Raw genomic sequence first — 17,663 nt, 5'->3', positions numbered from 1 at the left:
TGCGGCGGCTTGACTGTCCCCGAACAAGAAAGAACGGTCCCGCCCTCTGGCGAACGCGCGTAGATCCGGGCACCATCCTGTTCGCACGGCGGCATCGCGCCGTCGCCCGCAGGTTCCGAACACCCGCATGGCCCGTCCGCGTTCACCAGCCGACCGTCCCCGGGCTCCGGGGGCGGTCCCCCACACCACTGGAGGGTTCCCCCACATGCGCATTCGTTCCGTGCTCGGCGTGCTCGCGCTCGCCGGCGCCTCGTTCCTCGCCGCCCCCTCGGCCAGCGCGGCGGCCGAGAGCGGCCCGACGGCGATCGTCGAGCCGGCGGCCGCCGAGACCGTGACCGCCGAGACCGTGGCGCCGCTGGTCACCAAGATCACGCACTCCCAGGCGACCTCGCGGTTCTCGTCCTCCGGCATCACCTGGTCGTCCTCCGGCGGCTGTTCCAACCGCAACAACCCGACCTGCACCTCGTTCGACCAGCTGAACCTCGCCTCGGCGCAGGGCGCGCAGACCCTGAAGTCGGCCAGCGGCTGCCCGTTGAACATCACCGGCGGCACCGAGACCGGCCACGCCGGCGGGACCTACAGCCACTGGAACGGCTACAAGCTGGACTTCGGCCTCAACAGCTGCCTCAACTCCTATGTGACCAGCGCCTTCACCTACATCGGGCAGCGCGGTGACGGCGCCGCGCTCTACGAGTCGGCGTCCGGCAACATCTACGCCCGCGAGGGCAACCACTGGGACGTCACCTACTACAACTGCGGCGGCTGCTGAGCCGACGCCCCCTCCCCCGGCCGGGCAGCCCCCGGCGACGCGGCCCCCGGCCGGGTCGTGGCGAGCCGCAGCACCATGGTGAGCCCGCCCCCCGGGGTGTCCTCGGCGGTCAACGTGCCGCCCATCGCCTCGACAAAGCCCCGCGCGACGGCCAGGCCCAAGCCGAAGCCGCCGCCGCGCGGGGCGTCGCCGTGCCGCTGGAACGGTTCGAAGATCCGTTCCTTCGCCTCGTCCGGCACCCCGGCGCCCCGGTCCACCACCCGCAGCTCCACCCAGCCGGCCACCGTGCTGGCGGTGATCAGCACGGGCTGGTCGGGCGGGCCGTACTTGACGGCGTTCTCCACGATGTTGGCCAGCGCCCGTTCCAACAGGCCCGCGTCCAGCGGGACGATCGGCAGGCTCTCCGGGATGTGGGTGACCACCCGGCCCTCGGGCACGTTGGCCAGCGCCACCGGCACCACCTCGTCCAGGTCGGTGGCCCGCATCACGGGGGTCACGGTCTCGGTCTGGAGCCGTGAGGCGTCCAGCAGGTTGTTGACCAGCGCGTCGAGCCGGTCGGCGCCGTCCTCGATGGAGGCCAGCAGCTCGGCCTGGTCCTCCTCGGAGAACGCGACGTCGGCCGAGCGCAGCGAGGAGACCGCCGCCTTGATCGCGGCCAGCGGGGTGCGCAGGTCGTGCGAGACGGCGGCGAGCAGCGCGGTGCGGATGCGGTTGCCCTCGGCGAGCGAACGGGCGGCCCGCGCGTCGGCCTTGAGCCGCTGGTGGTCCAGCACGCTGGCGGCCTGGGCGGCGAACGCGGCCAGCACCCGCCGGTCCTCGGCCGGCAGCACCCGGCCGTGCAGGGTCAGCGCCAGGTTCTCGCCGACCGGCACGTCCACGTCGGCGTCCTCGGGCCGCGCCGGCTGGGCGCCGCCGACCGCCTCGACGCGCGCGAACCGGCCCGCCTCCCGGTCGCGTTCCCACAGCGCGACGGACTCGGTGGCGAAGGTCTGGCTGATCCGGGTCAGCAGCTCGCGGAGGCTGGTCTCGCCGCGCAGCACCCCGCCGGCGAGGAACGCCAGGATCTCGGACTCGGCGCGCAGTCGGGCCGCCTGCTGGGTGCGGCGGGCCGCGAGATCGACGACCGAGGCGACCGAGACGGCGACCCCGAAGAAGATCACCAGCGCCAGCAGGTTGTGGGAGCTGGCGACGTCCAGGGTGTGGGAGGGCGCGGTGAAGAACCAGTTGAGCAGCACCGAGCCCACGGCCGCCGAGGCCAGCGCCGGCCACAGCCCGCCGAGCAGCGCGGCCGCGACCACCAGGGAGAGGAAGAGCAGCACGTCGTTGGCGAGGCCCACCTCGAAGGTGAGGCCGAGCAGCACGGCGGTCAGCGCGGCCGGGCCGAGCACCCCGACCAGCCAGCCGCCGACGATCCGGGGCGTGCCGAGCCGGGCGCCGCGCGCTGCGGGCAGGCCCCGGCCCTTGCCCATCCGCTCGTGGGTGACCAGGTGCACGTCGAGGTCGGGCCCGGCCTCGCGGGCGACCTGGGTGGAGATGCCGGGGCCGAGGGCGTACTCCCAGGTCCTGCGGCGGGAGACGCCGAGCACGACCTGGGTGGCGTTGGCGCTGCGCGCGAACTCCAGCAGCGCGGACGGGATGTCCTCGCCCCTGACGTGGTGGTAGGTGCCGCCCAGGCCCTCCACCAGGTCGCGTTGGGCGGCGAGTTCCTCGGGCGAGGCGGCGGTCAGCCCGTCGCCCCTGGCGACATAGACGGCCAGCACCTCGCCGCCGGCGCCCTTCTCGGCGAGCCGGGCGGCGCGGCGGATCAGCGCGCGGCCCTCGGGCCCGCCGGTGAGGCCGACGACGATCCGTTCGCGGGCCTGCCAGGTGGAGTGGATGTCGTGCTCGACGCGGTAGCGGCGCAGGTACTCGTCCACCCGGTCGGCGACCCACAGCAGCGCCAACTCCCGCAGCGCGGTGAGGTTTCCGGGGCGGAAGTAGTGGGCGAGTGCGGCGTCCACCTTGCCGGGCGCGTAGACGTTGCCGTGCGCCATCCGGCGGCGCAGCGCCTCGGGCGCCATGTCGACCAGCTCGATCTGGTCGGCCCTGCGCACCACCTCGTCGGGCACGGTCTCCCGCTGGCGGACGCCGGTGATGGACTCGACCACGTCGCCCAGCGACTCCAGGTGCTGGATGTTGACGGTGGAGACGACGTCGATGCCGGCGGCCAGCAGCTCGTCGATGTCCTGCCAGCGCTTGGCGTTGCGGGAGCCGGGGACGTTGGTGTGGGCCAGCTCGTCCACCAGGGCGACGGCGGGGCGGCGGGCGAGCACCGCGTCCACGTCCATCTCGTGGAACGTGGCGCCCCGGTGGGTGAGCGTGGCGCGCGGGATCTCCTCCAGGCCGCGCAGCAGGGTCTGGGTGCGGGGGCGGTCGTGGTGCTCGACGAGGGCGACGACGACGTCGGTGCCGCGCTCCAGCCGGCGGTGGGCCTCGGAGAGCATGGCGTAGGTCTTGCCGACGCCGGGGGCGGCGCCGAGGAAGACGCGCAGGCGTCCGCGTCTCACGGCTCCACCCCGTCCTGGCCGGGCGGCTGGCCGGGCGCGGGGCCCGGCGGCGGGCCCGGCTCGAAGCGGTAGCCCATGCCGGCCTCGGTGATCAGATAGCGCGGGTGGGCCGGGTCGGGCTCCAACTTCCGCCGCAGCTGGGCCATGTAGACCCGCAGGTAGTTGGTCCGCCCGCCGGACCAGCTGCCCCAGACCTCGGCGAGCAGCTGGTTCTGGGTGACCAGCCGGCCCGGGTTGCTGATGAGGATCTCCAGCAGGTGCCACTCGGTGGGGGTCAGCCGCACGTCGTGCCCGGCGCGGCGGACCTTCTTGGCGAGCAGGTCGATCGTGAAGTCGGCGGTGGTGACGACCTCGGTCTCGGCGGCGGTGCCGACGTCGGCGCGGCGGACGGCGGCCCGCAGCCGGGCCAGCAGCTCGTCCATGCTGTAGGGCTTGGTGATGTAGTCGTCGGCGCCGGCGTCCAGGGCGCGGACCTTCTCCTCCGAGGTCTGCCGGGCGGAGAGCACGATGATGGGCACGCGGGTCCAGCCGCGCAGCCCGGTGATCACCTCGATGCCGTCCATGTCGGGCAGGCCGAGGTCGAGGACCACGATGTCCGGCTTGCGGGCGGCGGCCAGCCGCAGCGCGGTGGCGCCGTCGGGCGCGGCGTCCACGGTGTACTCGCGGACCCGCATGTTGATCACCAGGGCGCGGACGAGCTGGGCGTCGTCCTCCACCACCAGGACCCGAGTCATGTTCGTGTGGCCTCTCTTCTGGCTGGTCGGCTCGGTGAACCGCTGGCTGGTCCGCTGCTCGGTCACCGGTCGGCGATCAGGGCGTCAAGGGCGACGTTAAGCCGCAACACGTTGACCCGGGGCTCACCGAGGAAGCCCAGCGCGCGTCCCTCGGTGTGTTCCTCGACCAGTTCGGCGACCCGTTCGGCCGGCAGGTCGTTCTCGGCCGCGACCCGGCCGACCTGGAGTTCGGCGTACTCGGGGGAGATGTGCGGGTCGAGGCCCGAGCCGGAGGAGGTGACCGCGTCGGGCGGCACGTCGGCGGGGTCGACCGGGTGGCCGGGGACGGAGTTGAACGCGACGACCTGCTCGCGGGCGGCGGCGATCGTCTCCGTCAGCTCGGGGCTGTCGGCGGCCAGGTTGGTGGCGCCGGAGAGCAGCAGCTCGTACTGGGTGTTGACGCCGTTGGTGCCCAGCCCGTTGGACGGGCGCGGCTGGAACCAGCGAGGGTCGGGGCGAGGCTCCTCCGCCGGGTCGTCGGGGTCCTCGGGCGGCAACAGGTAGCGCTGGCCGATCAGTTCGGAGCCGACCTCGCGCCCGTCGGCCTCCACGGTGGAGCCGTTGGCCTGCTCGGGGAAGACGGCCTGGGCGACGCCGGTGACGGCCAGCGGATAGAGCACGCCGGTGAGCAGGGTCAGCACCAGCAGGGCGCGCAGCCCGGCGCCGCAGTGGCGGACGAGGTCGGTGAGGGAGTGACGCATGGGTCCAACCGTTCGGGAGTGTCTTCTCGGGGCGGGCGGGTCGTCGGGTGGTCGGGTCACTGTCAGAGGAAGAGGGCGAGGAGCCAGTCGATGGCCTTGATGCCGAGGAAGGGGACGACGAGGCCGCCGAGCCCGTAGACCGCCAGGTTGCGGCGGAGCAGCGCGTCGGCGCCGGAGGGCCGGTAGCGCACGCCGCGCAGCGCCAGCGGCACCAGGGCGACGATGATCAGCGCGTTGAAGATCACGGCAGCGAGGATCGCGGTCTCGGGGCTGGCCAGGCCCATGATGTTGAGCCGGTCCAGGCTGGGATAGGTGGCGGCGAACAGGGCCGGGATGATCGCGAAGTACTTGGCCACGTCGTTGGCGAGCGAGAACGTGGTCAACGCGCCCCGGGTGATGAGGAGTTGCTTGCCTATCTCGACGATCTCGATCAGCTTGGTCGGGTCGGAGTCCAGGTCCACCATGTTCCCGGCCTCCTTGGCGGCCGAGGTGCCGGTGTTCATGGCGACGCCGACGTCGGCCTGGGCCAGGGCCGGCGCGTCGTTGGTGCCGTCGCCGGCCATCGCGACGAGGTGGCCCTGGGCCTGTTCGCGCTTGATCAGCGCCATCTTGTCCTCGGGCGTGGCCTCGGCGAGGAAGTCGTCGACGCCGGCCTCCTCGGCGATGGCGCGCGCGGTCAGCGGGTTGTCGCCGGTGATCATCACCGTGCGGATGCCCATCCGGCGCAGCTCGTCGAAGCGTTCCCGCATCCCCTCCTTGACGGTGTCCTTGAGGTGGACCACGCCCAGCGCCCTGGCGCCCTCGGCGTCGCGGACCGCGACCAGGAGCGGCGTGCCGCCGGCGGCGGCGATCCGGTCGGCGATCCGGTCGGCCTCCACCGCCTCCGGGCCGCCGTGCTCGCTCAGCCAGCGGGCCACCGAACCCCCGGCGCCCTTGCGGATCTTGCGGACGGTCTCGCCCTCGGCGATGTCCACGCCGGAGAGCCGGGTGGCGGCGGAGAACGGGACCCAGTCGGCGCCCGGTATCGCGTCCCGGTCGCGGGGCGGCAGGCCGTGGCCGTCCTCGGCGAGCCGCACGATGGAGCGGCCCTCGGGCGTCTCGTCGGCGAGCGAGGACAGCTGGGCGGCGGCGGCCAGCTCCTCGACGGTGACCCCGCGCACCGGGACGAACTCGGCCGCCATCCGGTTGCCGTGGGTGATGGTGCCGGTCTTGTCGAGGAGCAGCGTGGAGACGTCGCCGGCCGCCTCGACGGCCCGGCCCGACATGGCCAGCACGTTGCGCTTGACCAGCCGGTCCATGCCGGCGATGCCGATCGCGGAGAGCAGCGCGCCGATGGTGGTGGGGATCAGGCAGACCAGCAGCGCGGTGAGCACGATCAGGGTGGTCTGCTCGCCGGCGCCGGCGAAGAGGGCGAACGGGCGCAGGGTGACCACGGCCAGCAGGAAGATGACCGTGAGCGAGGCCAGCAGGATGGTGAGCGCGACCTCGTTGGGTGTCTTCTGCCGGACGGCGCCCTCGACCAGGCCGATCATGCGGTCGATGAAGGTCTCGCCCGGCCGGGCGGTGATCCGCACCACGATCCGGTCGGAGAGGACCCGGGTGCCGCCGGTGACGGCGGACCGGTCGCCGCCGGACTCGCGGATGACCGGCGCGGACTCGCCGGTGATCGCGGACTCGTCGACGGAGGCGACGCCGTCGACCACGTCGCCGTCGCCGGGGATGACGTCGCCGGCCTCGCAGACCACCAGGTCGCCGACCGCGAGCGCGGTGCCGGGGACGCGTTCCTCCGTTGTCGCGCCGCCGGTGCCCCTGCCGACGAGCCGGCGGGCGACGGTGTCGGTCCTGGTGCGGCGCAGGCTCTCGGCCTGGGCGCGGCCCCGGCCCTCGGCGACGGCCTCGGCGAGGTTGGCGAAGAGCACGGTCAGCCACAGCCAGCCGGCGACGGCCCAGCCGAACCAGTCGCCGGGGTCGGCGGCGGCCAGCAGCGTGGTGGCGACGGAGCCGACGAGCACCACGAACATCACGGGCGCCTTGACCATGGTGGCCGGGCGCAGCTTGCGGAACGCCTCGGGCACGGCGGCGGCCAGGGTGGCCCGGCTCGGCAGGGAGCTGGTGCGCCCGGCCCGTTCGGGCTGGGGCGGCCGGTCCGTGGTGGTGGACCGGGGAGGGGTCTGGGTGGTCTGGGGAGTGGTCATGCCGCGAGTCCTTCGGCGAGCGGCCCCAGCGCGAGCGCCGGGACATAGGTGAGGCCAGAGATGACCAGCGGGGAGGCGGTCAGCAGGCCGGTGAAGAGCGGTTTGCCGGTCTGGAGGGTGCCGGCGGTGACGGGGAGCCGCCGCTGGGCGGCCAGGGAGCCGGCCAGGGCCAGCACGAAGACGATCGGCAGCAGCCGGCCGAGCAGCATGGCCAGGCCCAGCGTGGTGTTGTACCAGGTGGTGTCGGCGGACAGGCCGGCGAAGGCGGAGCCGTTGTTGTTGGCGGCCGAGGTGTAGGCGTAGAGGATCTCGGAGAAGCCGTGGGCGCCGCCGTTGAGGGTGGAGTCGGGCGGGGTGGGCAGGGCCACGGCCGCCGCCGTGCCGGCCAGCACCAGGGCCGGGGTGATCAGCAGATAGCAGGCGGCGAGCTTGATCTCGCGGGGGCCGAGCTTCTTGCCGAGGTACTCGGGGGTGCGGCCGACCATCAGGCCGGCGAGGAAGACGGCGACCACGGCCATGATCAACATGCCGTAGAGGCCGGAGCCGACGCCGCCGGGCGCGATCTCGCCCAGTTGCATCCCCAGCAGCGTGATGCCGCCGCCGAAGCCGGTGAACGAGGAGTGGAAGGAGTTCACGGCGCCGGTGGAGGTGAACGTGGTGGCCACGGCGAAGAGCGCCGAGCCGCTGATGCCGAAGCGGGTCTCCTTGCCCTCCATCGCGCCGCCGGCCAGCTCGGGCGCCGGGCCGGCGCCGTGGTGCTCGGTGGCCAGCATCAGGCCGGCGAAGAGCACCCAGATCAGGCCCATCGCGCCGAGGATCGCGTAGCCCTGCCGGGGCGAGCCCACCATGCGGCCGAAGGTGCGGGTGAGGGCGACCGGGATCAGCAGGATCAGGAAGATCTCGAAGAGGTTGCTGAAGGGCGTGGGGTTCTCGAACGGGTGGGCGCTGTTGGCGTTGAAGTAGCCGCCGCCGTTGGTGCCCAGCAGCTTGACGGCCTCCTGGGAGGCGACGGCGCCACCGTTCCAGTCCTGCGTTCCGCCGAGGAACTGGCCGACCTGGTGGATGCCGGAGAAGTTCTGGATGACGCCGCAGGCGACCAGGACGAGGGCGGCAACGACGGAAAGCGGCAGCAGCACCCGGAGGGTGCCGCGCACCAGGTCGACCCAGAAGTTGCCCAGCTCGCCGGTGCGGGTGCGGACGAAGCCGCGCACCAGGGCGACGGCCACGGCCATGCCGACGGCGGCGGAGAGGAAGTTCTGCACGGCGAGCCCGGCCGTCTGCACCACGTGTCCCATGGCCTGTTCGCCGTAGTAGGACTGCCAGTTGGTGTTGGTGACGAACGAGACGGCGGTGTTGAACGCCTGGTCGGGGTCGATGGCGTCGAAGCCGAGCGAGCCGGGCAGCACGCCCTGGAGCCGCTGGAGCAGATACAGGAAGGCGATGCTGACCAGCGAGAACGTGAGCACGCCGCGCAGGTAGCCGGTCCAGCGGACCTCGGCGTCGGGCTGGACGCCGATGGCGCGGTAGATCCACCGTTCGACGCGCAGGTGCCGGCGGGAGGTGTACACGTCGGCCAGGTAGTCGCCGAGCGGTCGGTAGGCCAGGGCGAGCGCGCCGATCAGCGCGGTCAGTTGGAGCACCCCGGCGAGTTGGGCGTTCATGGGGGGTGCCTAGAACCTCTCGGCGAGAAGAAGGGCTATGACGAGGTAGACCAGCAGGGCGGCGGCCACGACCAGTCCGATGACGTCCTGGGGGTTCACAGCCGGGTCACCCCTTTCGCCACGAGGGCCACCGCGACGAAGGCCGCGAGGGTGGTGAGGGCGAAGGCCAGATCGGCCATCGACGGCTCCTGAGAGACGGGCTCCGGAGAGATGAGCGGAACGAAACGAACAGGACCTGAGACTTCCACTTACCGACCGTTTGTGGCGTTTCGTTGATGCGTTCCATACAGCGGAGCGCGTGTCGTTGACGCGACCCATACGACCGGCCGGCGGGGGCACCGGAACGGTGCGCCCGGGGTGGCCGGCACACCGGCCCCGGGCGCCTCCCGCCGCCGGCCGCCGCGACGGGTCAGGATGCGCTCTATGTCCGAGATCGTGACCGGCCAGTGGCCGCTGGGGTGGAGCGTCGCGCTCTTCCTGGCCGCCGGCCTGCTGACCGTGGTGGGCAGTGTCCGGCTGGCCACGCTGGGCGACGTGCTCGCCGACCGCACCGGGCAGGGGGAGGCGCTGTTCGGCGCGGTCTTCTTCGGCCTGGTGGCCTCGCTCTCCGGGATCGTGATGACGGCGGTGAGCGCGGCCGACCACCACCCGGACCTGGCGTACAGCAACGCGGTGGGCGGCATCGCCGCGCAGACCCTGGCGGTGGCGGCGGCGGACGCGGCCTACCGCCGGGTGAACCTGGAGCACGCGGCGGCCTCGCTGCCCAACCTGCTTTTCGGCTGCCTGCTGATCGGGCTGCTGGGCCTGGCGTTGATGGGCAGCTTCAGCCCCGACGTCACGGTGGCGGGGGTGCACCCGGTCTCGGTGGTGATGGTGGCGTTCTACTGGGGCGGGCTGCGGCTGATCAGCGACCGCTCGCGGCCGATGTGGGTGGCCGTGCGCACCACCAACACGGTGCCGGACCGGCCGCAGGTCGAGGAGGCCACGCGGGGCCGGCGCACCGGCTCGCTGTGGGCCGAGTTCCTGGGCATCGCGGGCGCGGTGGTGGTCGGCGGCTGGGTGGTGGCCCGGGCGGCGGAGACCTTCGTGGCGCTGACGGACCTGCGTGCCGGCTTCGTGGGCGCGGTGCTGATGGGCGTGGTCAACGCGCTGCCGGAGACGGTCACCGCGATCGCGGCGGTGCGCAGGGGCGCGGTCACCCTGGCCATCGCTGCGGTGATCGGCGGGAACTGCCTGGACGCGCTCAACCTGGTGGTGGGGGACCTGGCGTACCGGGGCGGCTCGCTCTACCACGCGGCGCAGCCCGACCAGCTGTTCCTGACGGCGGGCGCGCTGGTGATGACGACGGTGCTGCTGGGCGGCCTGCTGGTGCGTCAGGAGCGCGGCTGGCTGCGGCTGGGCTTCGACGGGGTGCTGCTGATCGTGCTCTATGCCGCGACGGTGGTGGTACTCGCCTTCTGACCCGGCACGCCCTGGCGAGGTTTCGCCGGGTCAGAAGACGATTTCCGGCCACGCACGCGTCACCCGGTGCCGGGGGTGACGCGCGGGACCCGGTCTCTAGTGATGCGAGGAACCGCCCTGCGTCTCGGGCTGGTTGCCGGACGGCTCGGCGTGGTGGCCGGGCTCGCCCGGGGCGTTGCCCTCGGCGTCGGAGACGATCAGCATCCCGGCCATGCCCATGTCGGAGTGCGACTGGACATGGCAGTGGTACATCCAGTGGCCAGGGCCGACGTGCTCGCCGGCGATCACCTGGAAGCCGAACGACTCGGCCGGGCCGCAGATCTTGGTGTCGATGATCCGGCTGGGGTCGCTCTCGCTCTCCAGCAGCCCGGTGCGGTTGTCGGCCCAGCGGTGACCGTGCAGGTGGAACGTGTGGTAGAACTCGCCGTGCGTGATGGAGACGAACTCCACCCGCTCGCCGAGCACCGCCTCGAAGTCCGGCCCGGTCTGGAGGTTGTTGGTGGTCATGTCGTTGAAGACGACGGTGAAGGTCCTGTCCGGCAGCACGTCGCCCTCGCGCCGCACGACCAGCGGGCCGTAGAGCCCGCGCTGGAGGCCGCCGGTGCCGTGCTCGGTGCCGACGATGTGGTCGTGGTAGTGCCAGTAGCCGGCGCTGCCCGGTATGAACGTGCCGTCCTCGCGCACGCCGGGGGCGTGGGTGGTCCAGGTGTAGACGCGGCTCTCGCCGGGTGGGACGGTGCTGTTGGTGTGCGCGGTGCCGTCGTTGTCGATGGTGTAGTCAACGCCGTGCACATGGAGGGAGACGTCCACGTCCATGTTGTTGACCAGTTCGATCTCGTAGGTGTCGCCCTCGTACATCTCCAACAGGGGCCCGGGGATGGTCGCCTGACCGGGTTCCAGGCCGTAGCCGGCCTGCCCGTCGGCGACCTCCTCGGCGTAGAGGGTGATCGTTTTCACCTCGGCGGGGCGGGGCTCACCGCTGGCCCGGCCGGCCGTGACCCCCACGGCCGTCGCGGCAAGCCCGGCCGGGGCCAGGGCGGCGGCGGCCGCGCCGGTGGTGAACATTCGCCGGGAGACGCCTGGTCGACGCATGTGCGGAGCCTTCCTCGCTCATTGGTCAACGACTCTGATGGCGCCTCATGGTATGAGCACGACAAGAGTTTGCCCACCCTCAGGACAAAGTTTCCTCGATTCCGGTCATAGCCATTGGCGACTCGGTAAAAGAGGTCTAGCTTCCATGGGCGTTGCTCCAGCTTCAGTTCACGCACGACCACGCACGACCACGCACGACCACCACCCAGGATCACCACCCAGGAGGGGCGGGCGAGCTTCATGGGTCGCAAGCCACAGATCGTCGCACTTGCTGCCACCCTGTCGATCGCGCTGCTGGGGGCCTCCCCAGCGGCCTCAGGCAACGAGGAGGGAACGGGACAGTCAGCCGTACTACCGGGCGCCGCCGACGCCCAGGTGCTCGTCTTCCACGCGGCGGACGCGCCAACCGACCGCACGCAGGCGGCCGTTGAGGCCATCCAGGCCATCGGGGCCGAGGGCCCGACCGAGGAACAGTTCGACGTCCAGGCCACCGACGACCCGGCGGTCTTCGAGCCCGAGGGGCTGCTCGCCTACAACGCCGTGGTCTTCCTCTCCGCCGACGGCGCGGTGCTCGACGCCGACCAGGAGGCCGCGCTCCAGGGCTATGTCCAGGCCGGCGGCGGCTTCCTCGGCGTGCACGACGCCGCGTCAGCCCAGCCCGACTCGTCCTGGTTCACCGGGCTGATCGGGGCCAGGCCCGACGACGGCAGCCCAACGGAGGCCGAGCAGGCGGTCGTCGAGGTGGGCGACCAGCTCAACCCGGCGACGGCCGGGCTGCCCCTGGAGTGGGAACGCACGGACGTCTGGTTCGACTGGGAGGACAACCCCAGCGGCCAGGTGCACACCGTCGCCCGCGTCCGGGAGGACACCCCGGAGAACTGGGACCACCCGATCTCCTGGTGCCGCGACTACGACGGCGGGCGCTCGTTCTACACCGGCATGGGCGGCACGGTCGAGAGCTTCGCCGAGGACGAATTCCGCGCCCACCTGCGCGGCGCTCTGCTCTGGACCAGCGCGCTGACCAGGGCCGACTGCCAGGCGACCATCACCGACAACTATGTCGCCGAGCGGATCACCGAGCCCAACCAGCCGGGCGAGCTGGACCAGATCGGCGAGCCGCACGGCCTGGACATCGCCGACGACGGCCGGGTGTTCTACATCGGGCGCGCCGGCGGCTGGGCCGACCAGCCGGTCGTCACCGACTGGGAGGACCCGAACATCGGCCTGGGCCAGGGCACGTTGCACGTCTACGACCCGGCCGACGACTCCGTCACCCTCGCCGCCAACCTGGAGGTCTTCGGCAACAAGGGCGGCGGGGACGAGCTGACCAAGACCGAGGAGGGGCTGCTGGGCATCGCCCTCGACCCCGCCTTCGCGGAGAACGCGTACATCTACCTGTACTGGATGCCGCACGAGACCATCGACCGGGAGGCCCGGATCGGTGAACGGCGGATCTCCCGCTTCACCTTCGACGAGGCGTCGGGCACGCTCGACCTCGCCTCCGAGGTGCCGATGCTCAGCTGGGACGCCCAGATCCACAGCTGCTGCCACGCCGGCGGCGGCCTGGACTTCGACTCCCAGGGCAACCTCTACATCGCCACCGGGGACAACAACTCCTCGGGCTTCTCCGACGGTTACTCGGGCAACAACCCCGAGCCCAACTACCAGGGCGTGTCCTTCGCCGACGCCCGCCGCACCTCGGGCAACACCAACAACCTCAACGGTAAGATCCTGCGCATCCACCCCGAGCCGGACGGGACGTACACCATCCCCGAGGGCAACCTCTTCACCGGCGAGGAGGAGGGCGGCGGCAAGACCCGCGCCGAGATCTATGTGATGGGCGTGCGCAACCCGGCGCGGATCGCGATCGACCCGGCCACCGACTGGCTCTACGCCGGCTGGGTCGGCCCCGACGCCGGCGAGCCGAGCACCACCTGGGGCCCGGCCAAGTACGACACGTTCGCCGTCATCACCGAGGCGGGCAACCGGGGTTGGCCCTACTGCATGGGCAACAACCAGCCCTACCGGGACCGCAACCTGCCCGACCCGTCGCAGCCGCTGGACTGGTACGACTGCGACGCGCCCCGCAACGAGTCCCCGCACAACGACGGCCTGGTGGAGCTGCCGCCCGTCACCCCGAACAACATCTGGTACTCGCCGCAGGGCGGCGCGCCGGACTACCCGAGGGACGAGAACGGCATCCCGAGCTATGTCGCCGACGAGCAGTCCTTCCTGCTGCCGTGGCTGCGGGGCGGCGGCCAGGCCACGATGAACGGCCCGGTCTACCGCTATGACGAGGCCGCCGAGAGCGACGTCGCCTGGCCCGCCTACTGGGACGGCAAGTGGTTCGTCGGCGACCACTACGACGCCGAACAGCCGCGCCACGCCGTGGTGATGGACCCGGAGAACGCCGGCAGCGGCGGACTGCCCGTCCACGCCGAGTCGTTGGACGAGATCATCCCGGCCGGCGACGGCGGTATCCGCAACCTGATGGACTGGAAGTTCGCCCCCGACGGCTCGCTCTACGTCCTCGACTACGGACGCGGCTTCTTCAACCTCACCGAGGAGTCCGCGCTCTGGCGGGTCACCTACACCGGAGGCCCGGCCACCCCCCTGCCCGAGCAGCTGGCGAACCAGTGACAGCGGCGACGGCGGGGTCCCCCACAGCAGGAGGTAAGGAACGATGACAGACACCGGCACGGACGGGGACCGGACCACCCCCGCGCCGCGCGGGCACCGGGCGCTCACCCGGGGCTGGCGACCGTTGGCCACGCTGCTGACGCTGTCGCTGGCCGGCCTCGGCCTGGTGGCGCTGCCGGCGGCGCAGGCCCAACAGACCAGCCAGGTCACGGCCGTTGCCGAGGCCGACGCCGCGTCCGACCAGGAGCCGACGGCCGCCGACCAGGTGCTGACCTGGACGGCCGACGACGACCTGGACTCCTACGAGTCGGCGCCCGTCGAGGCGGTCGCCGGGCCGGCCACGCTGGTCTTCGAGAACAGCGAGGCCACCGGCAACACCACGGGCATGGCCCACACGCTCACCTTCGACGTCTCCAACTCCGAGTACAACAACGACGTCCGGGTGAACATCCTGGCCAACCCGAACGACGCCAACGACGGCCGCCACGAGGTCGAGGTCGAGCTGACCCCGGGCACCTACCGCTACTTCTGCACCATCCCTGGGCACCTGGCGATGCAGGGCACCCTGGTGGTGACCGAGGACGGCGGCGGCGACCCCGGCGACGACGACACCACGCCGCCCGAGGTCACCGCCGAGGTGACCGGCGAGCAGGACGCGGACGGCGCCTATGTCGGCGGCGCCACCGTCGAGTTGACGGCCACGGACGACGACTCGGGCGTGGCGGGCATCGAGTACGCGGTGGGCGCAACGGCGTTCCAGCCCTACGAGGAGCCCATCGTCCTCAGCGAGCCCGGCTCACACCGGCTGACCTACCGGGCCACCGATGTGGCGGGCAACGTCTCGGAGAGCCAGACCACCACGATCGAGGTGGTCGAGGGCGAACCCGGCGGCGGGGAGGACGACACCACCCCACCCCAGGTGGCATCCGACGTCACCATCGAGGTGACGCCGGCCGCCGAACCCGAGGGCGCGCTCACCGGCATGGCGACGGTCGAACTCACCGCCACGGACGAGGAGTCGGAGGTCGCGGGCATCGAGTACGCGCTCGACGGCGCCGAGGAGTTCACCGCCTACACGGAGCCGTTCATGGTCCACGAGCTGGGCGAGACCACGGTCACCTACCGCGCCACCGACGCGGCGGGGAACGTCTCCGACGACGCCCAGGTGACGTTCACCGTCGTGGAGGCCGAGGCCCCGGCGCACCACTGAGCCGGGACACCGACCACCGGAGGAACCCCCCACAGGGTGTGGCCCACCGCCGCCTCGCGCGGCGGTGGGCCGCGCCGTGTGGACGGCGGGTTTGCCGGGCCGGGTTCGCGGCCCCGGGTTCGCCGCGCCTGGTTTGCCGGCGGGCGGCGCCGGGGCAGTCCTGGTACGGGAGTTGACCACGGGCCGCCACGGCGGCCGGTCACCGTGGCCGGGCACGGCGGGTCAACGAGGGAGGGGGACGGGATGGTGCGGCCGTTACGCGAGGGCCAGCCGACGAGCATCGGGCCCTACCGGCTGCTGGGGCAGCTCGGGGCGGGCGGCATGGGCCGCGTCTTCCTGGGCCGCTCGCCCGGCGGCCGGCTGGTGGCCATCAAGCTGGTGCACGACGAGCTGGCCGCCGACCCCGCGTTCCGCCGGCGCTTCCGGCACGAGGTCGCCGCCGCCCGGCGGGTGGCCGGCGAGTGGACCGCGCCGGTGCTCGACGGCGACACCGGGGCCGCCGTGCCGTGGGTCGCCACCGGCTATGTGCCCGGCCCGGCGCTGGCGGCCGTCGTCGCCGAGCACGGCCCGCTGCCCGAGCCGAGCGTCTGGTCCCTGCTCCACGGGCTGACCCTGGCGTTGACCGACATCCACGCCCACCAGCTGGTGCACCGCGACCTCAAGCCGGCCAACATCCTGATCACCCTCGACGGGCCGCGCGTGATCGACTTCGGCATCGTGCGGGCGGCGAACGGCGCCAGCCGGGCCACCCGCACCGGCTCGATGGTCGGCTCCCCCGGCTATATGGCGCCGGAGCAGATCCGGGGCGAGACCATCACCCCCGCCACCGACGTCTTCGCACTGGGCGCCGTCCTCGCCTACGCCGCCACCGGCGTCTCGCCGTTCGCGCCCGACCGGCCGGCGCTGCCCACCGTGCTCTACCGCGTCGTCCACGAGGCGCCCGAACTCGGCCCGGCGGACGGTCCGTTGACCGGCGCGCTGCGCGAGCTGACGGTGCGCTGCCTCGCCAAGGACCCGGCCGAGCGCCCGCCGCTGCCGGAGATCCGCGCGCTGGCGGCGCGCGGGGTCGACGACGAACGGGTCTGGCTGCCGCCGCATCTCACCGCCCAACTCGGGCGGGAGGCGGCCCAGTTGCTCGCCCTCGACGCGCCGGGGACGCCGGCGCCGCTCGGGCCGGCGGCGCCCGGGGGGCTGGCGCGGCTCGGGCCGGCGGCGCCCGGCGGGCCGCCGGCCGTCCCGCCGCCGCCCGCCGGGGAGCCCCCGGGCGGGGAGCCCCCGGGCGGGGAGCCCCCGGCCGGGGAGCCCACCACGGCGGCGCCGGCCGGCCGCTCCCGGCGGACGGTGGCCGCCGTCGCCGCCGGCGTCGCCGTGGCGCTGGCCGCCGGGCTGACGCTGGTCGTCAACCAGCCCTGGAGCGACGGGACTTCGCCCGGCACCGGGACCGGCGACACCTCGGGCGCGGCCGGCGCCGAGTCCCCGTCGCCGCCCCCGGCCTGGGAGGGCGACCGGCTCACCGTTCGCCTGGGCACCTGGTCCTCGCCGCTGTCCTTCGCCGGCCCGGACGGCGAGGCGGTCGGCGTCGAGCCGGACATCGCGCGCGCCCTCGGCGAGGTGCTGGGCGTCGAGCTGGAGATCGAGACCGTCCCCGACTACAACGAGCTGGTCCAGGTGGTCTCGGCGAGCGGCGCCGGCGGCGAGCCGGTCATCGGCCTGGGCGCGTTCCGGGACACGGCGGCCAAGCGGGCCGAGCTGGACGTCAGTTATGTCGACCACTTCCGGGAGGGCCTGGCCGTGCTCACCGAGGGCGGCCCGCCCGACCTCACCCTCGCCGACCTGTGCGGGCAGTCCGTCGTCACCTGGGACGCGGACGACATCCTCGCCGCGCTGGAGGAGGCCAACGCGGGCTGCGACGAGCCGTTCGCCGTCGCGACCCTCGGCACCCTCGACGAGATGGAGTACGCCATCGGCCGGGGCGAGCACGCGGCGGCCGTCCTCCCCTACGCCACCGCGCAGCACTTCCTCAACGGCCACCCGGACAGCCCGCTGACGATGGCCGAGACGCAACTCGCCGTCGAACCGCACGGCATCATGCTCCCCGCGAGCCAGGAAGCCCTCGCCGAGGCGCTGCGCCAGGCGCTCCAGACGCTGATCGACGACGGCACGCACGCCGAGATCCTCGCCGAGTGGGGCGTCCCCGAGCTGGCCCTGCCCTCCGCCACGATCAACGCCGGCGACTGACCGGGGCGTTGGGCCGGCCGTTGGGCCGGCTGCTCGGACCGGCGGCGTCTTGCGGATCTTGGTGGATCTTCGTGGATCTTGGTGGGTGCGGGGTTTGTCTGCGGGCCGGTGGCCGGTGCGGGGCAGCCCGACTGGTCGTTTGTTGGTCGACGAGGCTTGTTGTGGGGGGTTGGGGATGTGGCGCGGGCCACGACGCCGGGCCTAGATGGCGCACGACCGGCCGGGTGCGGGCGTAACGAATACCGGCAGGAGGCTGGCTGGGAAGGGGGGCGCGGCTTCCGGGAGGTGGAGTTTGTTGCCGTCAGGGGTGGTCGGGAATGGCGGTGCGTGCCCCACGGGCGCAGGGACCGCGCGGAGTTCGGGGGCCGGTTGGTGGG

At 72.9% G+C, this 17,663-nt stretch carries 12 protein-coding genes; 5 read left to right on the top strand and 7 right to left on the bottom strand.

The window, feature by feature from the left end; all coding sequences use genetic code 11:
- The first annotated feature begins 205 nt into the window (after positions 1-205).
- The gene (locus tag FH609_RS24855) at positions 206-769 is read left to right on the top strand and encodes a hypothetical protein (RefSeq protein WP_139671260.1); all 564 of its coding nucleotides are present in this window, start codon (positions 206-208) and stop codon (positions 767-769) included.
- Here the strand turns inward: FH609_RS24855 and FH609_RS24850 are convergent.
- The 6 genes from FH609_RS24850 to kdpF form a co-directional block, all read right to left on the bottom strand.
- On the bottom strand, positions 748-3,315 hold the full coding sequence (locus FH609_RS24850) for a sensor histidine kinase (protein ID WP_139671262.1): 2,568 nt from the start codon (positions 3,313-3,315) through the stop codon (positions 748-750). The genes FH609_RS24855 and FH609_RS24850 overlap by 22 nt on opposite strands.
- Positions 3,312-4,049 carry a response regulator gene (locus FH609_RS24845; RefSeq protein WP_139671683.1) on the bottom strand — a complete coding sequence of 246 codons (738 nt, stop codon included), beginning with the start codon at positions 4,047-4,049 and terminating at the stop codon, positions 3,312-3,314. Before FH609_RS24845 ends, FH609_RS24850 begins: the two co-directional genes overlap by 4 nt.
- Before the next feature lie 62 nt (positions 4,050-4,111).
- Positions 4,112-4,789, bottom strand: a complete 678-nt coding sequence (kdpC, locus tag FH609_RS24840; RefSeq protein WP_139671265.1) for a potassium-transporting ATPase subunit KdpC — start codon at positions 4,787-4,789, stop codon at positions 4,112-4,114.
- A 62-nt stretch (positions 4,790-4,851) separates the two neighbouring features.
- A complete protein-coding gene (gene kdpB / locus FH609_RS24835) occupies positions 4,852-6,984 on the bottom strand; it encodes a potassium-transporting ATPase subunit KdpB (protein ID WP_139671269.1) in 2,133 nt (710 codons plus the stop codon).
- A complete protein-coding gene (kdpA, locus tag FH609_RS24830; protein WP_139671274.1) occupies positions 6,981-8,645 on the bottom strand; it encodes a potassium-transporting ATPase subunit KdpA in 1,665 nt (554 codons plus the stop codon). The genes kdpB and kdpA overlap by 4 nt, the downstream gene beginning before the upstream one ends.
- A gap of 9 nt (positions 8,646-8,654) precedes the next feature.
- The gene (gene kdpF / locus FH609_RS24825) at positions 8,655-8,744 is read right to left on the bottom strand and encodes a K(+)-transporting ATPase subunit F (protein ID WP_139671277.1); all 90 of its coding nucleotides are present in this window, start codon (positions 8,742-8,744) and stop codon (positions 8,655-8,657) included.
- A gap of 324 nt (positions 8,745-9,068) precedes the next feature.
- On the opposite strand from kdpF, the gene FH609_RS24820 reads away from it, so the two are divergent.
- Positions 9,069-10,106: a sodium:calcium antiporter gene (locus FH609_RS24820; RefSeq protein WP_139671280.1), complete on the top strand. Its 1,038-nt coding sequence runs from the start codon at positions 9,069-9,071 to the stop codon at positions 10,104-10,106.
- Between the two features lie 96 nt (positions 10,107-10,202).
- Here the strand turns inward: FH609_RS24820 and FH609_RS24815 are convergent, their stop codons facing one another.
- Entirely contained in the window at positions 10,203-11,198 is a 996-nt protein-coding gene (locus FH609_RS24815) for a multicopper oxidase domain-containing protein (RefSeq protein ID WP_139671283.1), read from the bottom strand.
- Positions 11,199-11,438: 240 nt separating this feature from the next.
- Here FH609_RS24815 and FH609_RS24810 point away from each other — a divergent pair, with 240 nt between their 5' ends.
- The 3 genes from FH609_RS24810 (at position 11,439) to FH609_RS24800 (ending at position 17,286) form a co-directional block, all read left to right on the top strand.
- Entirely contained in the window at positions 11,439-13,838 is a 2,400-nt protein-coding gene (locus tag FH609_RS24810) for a ThuA domain-containing protein (RefSeq protein WP_139671286.1), read from the top strand.
- A gap of 43 nt (positions 13,839-13,881) precedes the next feature.
- The gene (locus FH609_RS24805; protein WP_139671288.1) at positions 13,882-15,048 is read left to right on the top strand and encodes an OmpL47-type beta-barrel domain-containing protein; all 1,167 of its coding nucleotides are present in this window, start codon (positions 13,882-13,884) and stop codon (positions 15,046-15,048) included.
- Between the two features lie 243 nt (positions 15,049-15,291).
- Positions 15,292-17,286 carry a serine/threonine-protein kinase gene (locus FH609_RS24800; RefSeq protein ID WP_139671291.1) on the top strand — a complete coding sequence of 665 codons (1,995 nt, stop codon included), beginning with the start codon at positions 15,292-15,294 and terminating at the stop codon, positions 17,284-17,286.
- Positions 17,287-17,663 lie beyond the last annotated feature (377 nt).

It is taken from the genome of Streptomyces sp. 3MP-14 (genome assembly GCF_006334905.2).
Taxonomy (GTDB): domain Bacteria; phylum Actinomycetota; class Actinomycetes; order Streptomycetales; family Streptomycetaceae; genus Streptomyces; species Streptomyces triticirhizae.
This window is presented reverse-complemented; position numbering and strand designations above follow the sequence as displayed.

Bases quoted from the DNA above. Each gene is read 5' to 3' on its own strand.
- FH609_RS24855 (WP_139671260.1), top strand. From the start codon at position 206: ATGCGCATTCGTTCCGTGCTCGGCGTGCTCGCGCTCGCCGGCGCCTCG.
- FH609_RS24845 (WP_139671683.1), bottom strand. From the start codon at position 4,049: ATGACTCGGGTCCTGGTGGTGGAGGACGACGCCCAGCTCGTCCGCGCC.
- kdpC (WP_139671265.1), bottom strand. From the start codon at position 4,789: ATGCGTCACTCCCTCACCGACCTCGTCCGCCACTGCGGCGCCGGGCTG.
- kdpB (WP_139671269.1), bottom strand. From the start codon at position 6,984: ATGACCACTCCCCAGACCACCCAGACCCCTCCCCGGTCCACCACCACG.
- kdpA (WP_139671274.1), bottom strand. From the start codon at position 8,645: ATGAACGCCCAACTCGCCGGGGTGCTCCAACTGACCGCGCTGATCGGC.
- FH609_RS24820 (WP_139671280.1), top strand. From the start codon at position 9,069: ATGTCCGAGATCGTGACCGGCCAGTGGCCGCTGGGGTGGAGCGTCGCG.
- FH609_RS24815 (WP_139671283.1), bottom strand. From the start codon at position 11,198: ATGCGTCGACCAGGCGTCTCCCGGCGAATGTTCACCACCGGCGCGGCC.
- FH609_RS24810 (WP_139671286.1), top strand. From the start codon at position 11,439: ATGGGTCGCAAGCCACAGATCGTCGCACTTGCTGCCACCCTGTCGATC.
- FH609_RS24805 (WP_139671288.1), top strand. From the start codon at position 13,882: ATGACAGACACCGGCACGGACGGGGACCGGACCACCCCCGCGCCGCGC.
- FH609_RS24800 (WP_139671291.1), top strand. From the start codon at position 15,292: ATGGTGCGGCCGTTACGCGAGGGCCAGCCGACGAGCATCGGGCCCTAC.